The sequence below is a fragment of the Vibrio sp. NFR genome, assembly GCF_027587095.1.
Taxonomy (GTDB): domain Bacteria; phylum Pseudomonadota; class Gammaproteobacteria; order Enterobacterales; family Vibrionaceae; genus Vibrio; species Vibrio harveyi.
In genome coordinates this window covers 23,966-29,969 of record NZ_JAPPTN010000024.1, presented here as the reverse complement: position 1 = coordinate 29,969, position 6,004 = coordinate 23,966, and the positions used below count along the sequence as shown (strand labels likewise).

Below are 6,004 nucleotides of genomic sequence, written 5' to 3'. Positions count from 1 at the left end.
GGGCTTTGGGGCGTCCTCATCTAAGGAGCACGTGGAAAGTAGATTCTGAATCACGTTCGTTCCTCACTGTTCAGAATGACGAAAACCTAGGAACACTGTGCGTATAGTAACCTGGTAACTCAAAGTAAACCGTCATTCTAGCGAGCTCCAGCGAGACTAAGAATCTGCTACCAGCGTTCTAGGACTTTGCGAGCGCCGTGTTGTGCGAAGCAGAGATTCAATAAAAAACGGGAGCCTTAGCTCCCGTTTTGCTTTTCTATTTTTCGTTTAAGTGATTACCTGCTTAAGCGACGTGCTCCATCTGAGGGTAAAGCGGCTTTGCGGCTAATAGCTCTGGCTCAAAGTCGTCTACGTTGATGGTGTCTAGACGATGCTGCTCTGCTTCTCTCAACAGATCCGCTTCTTCTTGAGTGATTACACCTTGCTCTAAACCTTCTTGAGCGATCATATCCAAACGTAGGAATGGGCGGCGTTTGCCTTGCGCTTTACATACCTTGTCGAACACAGGCTCAGCTTGAAGAATCACAGACAGTGCTAGCTCAATTTTACCTGCTGCATTGTGCTCAGTTGGTTCTAGGTACTGACCACGACCAATGCGTGAACGTGTTGCACTTGGCGTTTGTAGAATACGAGCTACTTTGCTGTCTAGCTTATCACTTGGTGCTTTACGTACACGACCAAATGGCATGATCAATACACGCAGTGCGCGACCGATCACTTTATTAGGGAAGTTCGCTAGGAACTCATCAATCGCCGCTTCAGTCTGCTTCAAGCTGTCTTGTAAGCCCCAGTGTACTAGCGGTAGGTCTTCAACCGGACGACCATCTTGCTCAAAGCGTTTTAGGGTTGCAGAGCCAAGGTACAGCTGACTTAGAATGTCGCCAAGACGTGCAGACAGACGCTCTTTACGTTTCAATGAGCCACCTAGCACCGCCATTGAGATATCCGATAGCAGAGCAAGGTTTGCACTGTAACGGTTCAATTGCTGGTAGTAACGCTTAGTTGCATCTTTAGTTGGTGATGAGGAACCCAGACCATCACTTAGACCAAACCAGATACTGCGAACGAGATTACTCATGGTGAAGCTGACATGACCCGCTAGCGCTTTATCGAATTTCTCAACCGCATCGCCTGCGTCAGAGTAAGCCGCGTTCATCTCTTCAAGAACATACGGGTGACAACGAATCGCACCTTGACCAAAGATGATCATTGAACGAGTTAAGATGTTTGCACCTTCTACCGTTACCGCGATTGGCGCACCTTGGTAACCACGCGCTAGGAAGTTAGAAGGACCCATACAGATACCTTTACCACCTACGATGTCCATCGCGTCGATGATGCTTTGCTGCCCACGGTGAGTACAGTGATATTTCACGATAGCCGAGATAACCGAAGGTTTTTCACCAAGGTCAATACCAGCTACAGTTAAGTTGCTTGCCGCATCCATAACGTAAGCATTACCACCTAGGCGCGCTAATGGTTCTTCTACGCCTTCCATATGACCGATAGGTTGTTTGAACTGACGACGAATACGCGAGTAAGCACCTGTCGCCATCGCGGCAGTTTTGATTCCACCAGTTGAGTTAGAAGGCAGTGTGATACCTCGACCAACTGACAGACATTCAACCAGCATACGCCAGCCTTGACCTGCCATTTTCTCGCCACCAATAATGAAATCCATCGGAACGAAAATGTCTTTACCGCGGGTTGGACCGTTTTGGAATGGTACATTAAGCGGGAAGTGACGATTGCCGATCTCAACGCCTTTTAGGTCCGTTGGAATAAGCGCACAGGTGATGCCCAACTCTTTTTGGTCGCCTAGCAAGCCATCAGGATCACGCAGTTTAAAAGCAAGACCAAGTACCGTTGCGACAGGAGCAAGAGTGATGTAGCGCTTGTTCCATGTTAAGCGCATACCAAGCACTTCTTCGCCTTCCCATTCGCCTTTACATACAATGCCGTAATCTGGGATTGAGCCTGCATCGGAACCTGCTTCTGGGCTAGTTAATGCGAAACATGGGATTTCTTTACCTTCAGCAAGACGGGGTAAGTAGTGGTTTTTCTGCTCTTCAGTGCCGTAGTGTTGCAGTAGTTCACCAGGACCTAACGAGTTTGGAACACCAACGGTAGATGACAAAACGCCAGAAACGCCGGTTAGTTTTTGTAATACCAAAGATTGAGCGTATGCAGAGAACTCAAGACCGCCGTATTTCTTCTTGATGATCATGGCGAAAAACTTATTGTCCTTAAGGTATTGCCACACTTCTGGTGGTAAATCTGCAAGTTCGTGTGTTACCTGAAAGTCACTAACCATGGCGCACACTTCGTTTACAGGACCGTCTAAGAAGTCTTGCTCTTCTTTACTTAATTTAGGAGCTTTGATGGCATGAAGTTTTTGCCATTCAGGTTTGCCCTTAAATAGTTCTGCTTCCCACCACACTGTACCGGCGTCTAATGCTTCTTTTTCGGTTTGAGACATAGCAGGTAGGACTTTCTTAAACAGAGCAAGTGCTTTGCGGCTAATGAGGGATTGGCGAATGCTAGAAACCGCGAACACTGCAACGGCAAGAACGTAAAGTACCCAGCCAATAAAACCAACTGAGCCTGCGATAGTCAGTGCTAGCATGGCAGCTGTTAGCAGGCTGACGGATTTCACGAGTGACATTCTGTGGTAAAGCGTAATGCCTAACACAACTGTCATCGCTACGATTGAGAGCAAGATGTCCATATGTTTTTTCCTTCTCAGACTTTAATTATGTTGTACGTCTGTATTTTGGTAAGAGGTCTAACCAGTTCTCATAAGTGTAATCAAAATATTAAAGAAATGTAAAACACAACATTGAGCAAAAAGTGATCTAAGTAGAGTTAAAATTCTAAAGTTGAGAGTTGGGTGATGATTTCATAAGCAAGTTAGCAAGTTTATTACCGTGAAGAATCCAAATCTTGTGGTTCGCTATCGACACTAATTCTCGTTTGTGGGTAAACTCAGAGTAATGAAATGTGCAAGGCAATTGCCTCATCAGCACAATTTGCTAAGCGAGAGGCTCAACCTCACTGTTTTGGCCGAAATAATAAAGAGAACGTCTTATGTACCAAGATCTGATTAGAAGTGAATTAAACGAAGCTGCTGAAGTTCTGAACAAGTTTTTAAGTGATGATCACAACATCGCGCAAATCGAAGCAGCAGCGAAAATGATTGCTGATTCTTTCAAGCAAGACGGTAAAGTTCTGTCGTGTGGTAACGGTGGTTCGCACTGTGACTCAATGCACTTTGCAGAAGAGCTAACAGGTCGCTACCGTGAAAACCGTCCAGGTTATGCTGGCATCGCTATTTCAGATCCAAGCCACCTTTCTTGCGTAAGTAACGACTTTGGCTATGACTTTGTCTTCTCACGTTACGTAGAAGCAGTGGGTCGCAAAGGTGATGTTCTGTTCGGTCTATCGACTTCTGGTAACTCAGGTAACATCTTAAAAGCGATTGAAGCAGCCCAAGCAAAAGGCATGAAGACGATTGCGCTAACGGGTAAAGATGGCGGTAAGATGGCCGGTCTTGCAGACATCGAGATCCGCGTACCGCATTTCGGTTATGCAGACCGTATCCAAGAAGTACACATCAAGATCATTCACATCATTATTCAATTGATCGAAAAAGAGATGGAATAAGATTTACAACTAAGCTGAATGATGGCTTAGTTGTGTTTTAAGGTAAGGAGTTCGTTAAACCATGTGTGAATTGCTCGGCATGAGCGCAAATGTTCCAACCGATATTTGTTTCAGTTTTACTGGATTGATGCAGCGCGGTGGTCGTACTGGTCCGCATCGTGATGGTTGGGGAATCACTTTTTATGAAGGAAAGGGATTCCGCACTTTCAAAGATCCAAACCCAAGTTGTGACTCAAAGATTGCTGAATTAGTGCAAAACTACCCGATAAAAAGTCGCGCAGTAGTGAGTCATATTCGCCAAGCTAACCGAGGTGGTGTGAATCTGGAAAACACCCATCCGTTTACGCGTGAGCTTTGGGGGCGTTACTGGACTTTTGCACACAATGGTCAGCTGACCGATTACCAAGATTTGTACACAGGGCGTCACCGTCCGGTAGGGCAAACTGACAGTGAAATGGCATTTTGCTGGCTATTAAAGCAGATGGAAGATAAGTATCCTGAGCCTCCTCAGGATATGGAAGCGGTCTTTATCTATGTCGCTGAATGTTGCGACAAGCTAAAAGAGAAAGGCGTGTTCAATATGCTGCTCAGCGACGGTGAGTTTGTGATGACTTACTGTACCAACCATTTGTATTGGATTACCCGTCGAGCTCCATTTGGCAAGGCCGCTCTGTTGGATGAAGATGTAGAAATCAACTTCCAAGAAGAGACGACACCAAATGATGTGGTTTCTGTGATTGCAACTCAGCCGCTTACTGGCAATGAAACATGGCATCGCATGAAGCCGGGCGAGTACGGTTTGTTTCACGTTGGGGAATTGGTATTGAACAATGCCAAAGCTCTGGAAGATGTTCCATTTGCTGCACCGAAGCCAGGTAACCAAGCGCCGACTGAACCGTTGGAGTGATGGTTTTTGACAATGAACATCTAGATAAAGCTCGCTTAATCGCGAGCTTTATTTTTATGCGTCTTAAACCGAAGGCGGGTACAGATGAGCATTTTTACTTCCTAGCGTATTGATAATAGATTCCTAGTCTCGCTAAGGCTCGCTGGAATGACGTAAATGATTGAAGTGAAATTGATTTTTCTTTGCCTGCAGCGTCATTCTGAACGACGAGGAACGAGTCAGATTCAGAATCTACTATCCGAGTGTTGTATTGCTAAGGTGGTGTCAGGGACTTTTTAGGTTGTTAGTTTTGGTTTCTAGTTTGACAACGGCTTCATTGAGCCAAGCCTATAAGATTTAAAATAACAAAAGGCAGCCTGATGGCTGCCTTTTTGCGTTTGGAATTTGGTATTCAGAATTACTCGTCAGCGTAGCCGTGTTCACCAAGCTCAAAACCATCAAGAAATGCTTTGCCATCTTTCATGGTTAAGCGCTCTTCTACTAACCACTTAGTCACCATTGGGTAGATCTTGTGCTCTTGAGTTTGAACGCGAGCGGCTAGAGTATCGGCATCGTCGTCTTCAAATACTGGCACTTTTGCTTGCAATACCACAGGTCCGCCGTCTAATTCTTCTGTCACAAAGTGAACACTGGTGCCGTGTTCTTTGTCGCCTGCATCAATCGCGCGCTGGTGGGTGTGTAACCCCGGGTACTTTGGCAGAAGAGAAGGGTGGATGTTGATCATCTTGCCCAGATAGTGGGAAACAAACGCGCTGCTCAAAATACGCATGTAGCCTGCGAGCACAATGACGTCTGGTTGGTACTCATCGATTTGCTGCATCAGTTCAGCATCAAAGTCTTCGCGTGAATCAAATGCTTTTGGATCGACAAAATGGTCGTTCACATCAAACTGCTTTGCACGTTCTAAACCATAAGCGTCAGCTTTGTTGGAGAATACGGCTGCGACTTGTGCATTTGGCATGTTGTCTTCGCAAGCTTCCAAGATAGCTTGCAGGTTACTGCCGTTACCTGAAATGAGGACCACTATGTTTTTCATGATATTGAGACTGCCTTGATACTGTAGGTTTGACGTGCGTAATTGCTAAATTACCTACTATTAGAATGGTTTTCGATGTTCCAGATAGCAGAATGAGGACTATATCCCCAAATGACTTCATTAGGCTGGATTCAGAGCTTTGTCACCAATTCTAATTCAAGGAAAACAACGCAGTGGAATAGTAAGCTGTTTCCAAGTTGTTTGACGATGAAATCGTATTGGTGACATGCTCCCGAAGGGCGAGCTGTATTGGCTTGTATACTTTGTTAACGATTTTTGATTTAGAACCACTAGATCTTCAAATCGTTGTCGCGCCTACAAACCAATTCATTCTCGCTGAACCAGCATTTAGAAGTTATTTGGGGATAACATCCCCATTCTTTTTATTTTTTGAGCTT

Annotated in this window: 4 protein-coding genes; 2 read left to right on the top strand and 2 right to left on the bottom strand. The window is 45.3% G+C overall.

The window, feature by feature from the left end; genetic code table 11:
- Nucleotides 1–283: 283 nt before the first annotated feature.
- Nucleotides 284–2,728 carry an acyl-CoA dehydrogenase FadE gene (gene fadE / locus OH463_RS25535; protein WP_017189239.1) on the bottom strand — a complete coding sequence of 815 codons (2,445 nt, stop codon included), beginning with the start codon at nucleotides 2,726–2,728 and terminating at the stop codon, nucleotides 284–286.
- A gap of 359 nt (nucleotides 2,729–3,087) precedes the next feature.
- Here fadE and lpcA point away from each other — a divergent pair, with 359 nt between their 5' ends.
- The gene (gene lpcA, locus OH463_RS25530; RefSeq protein ID WP_005436835.1) at nucleotides 3,088–3,663 is read left to right on the top strand and encodes a D-sedoheptulose 7-phosphate isomerase; all 576 of its coding nucleotides are present in this window, start codon (nucleotides 3,088–3,090) and stop codon (nucleotides 3,661–3,663) included.
- Nucleotides 3,664–3,724: 61 nt separating this feature from the next.
- Nucleotides 3,725–4,570, top strand: coding sequence for a class II glutamine amidotransferase (locus OH463_RS25525; protein WP_005445320.1), 846 nt, complete (start codon nucleotides 3,725–3,727; stop codon nucleotides 4,568–4,570).
- 397 nt (nucleotides 4,571–4,967) lie between these two features.
- Here OH463_RS25525 and purN read toward each other — a convergent pair whose 3' ends face one another.
- Nucleotides 4,968–5,606 carry a phosphoribosylglycinamide formyltransferase gene (gene purN, locus OH463_RS25520; protein ID WP_005445321.1) on the bottom strand — a complete coding sequence of 213 codons (639 nt, stop codon included), beginning with the start codon at nucleotides 5,604–5,606 and terminating at the stop codon, nucleotides 4,968–4,970.
- Nucleotides 5,607–6,004: the final 398 nt, after the last annotated feature.

Excerpts from the sequence above, each read along its gene's own strand:
- fadE (WP_017189239.1), bottom strand. The coding sequence starts at position 2,728 with ATGGACATCTTGCTCTCAATCGTAGCGATGACAGTTGTGTTAGGCATT.
- lpcA (WP_005436835.1), top strand. The coding sequence starts at position 3,088 with ATGTACCAAGATCTGATTAGAAGTGAATTAAACGAAGCTGCTGAAGTT.
- OH463_RS25525 (WP_005445320.1), top strand. The coding sequence starts at position 3,725 with ATGTGTGAATTGCTCGGCATGAGCGCAAATGTTCCAACCGATATTTGT.
- purN (WP_005445321.1), bottom strand. The coding sequence starts at position 5,606 with ATGAAAAACATAGTGGTCCTCATTTCAGGTAACGGCAGTAACCTGCAA.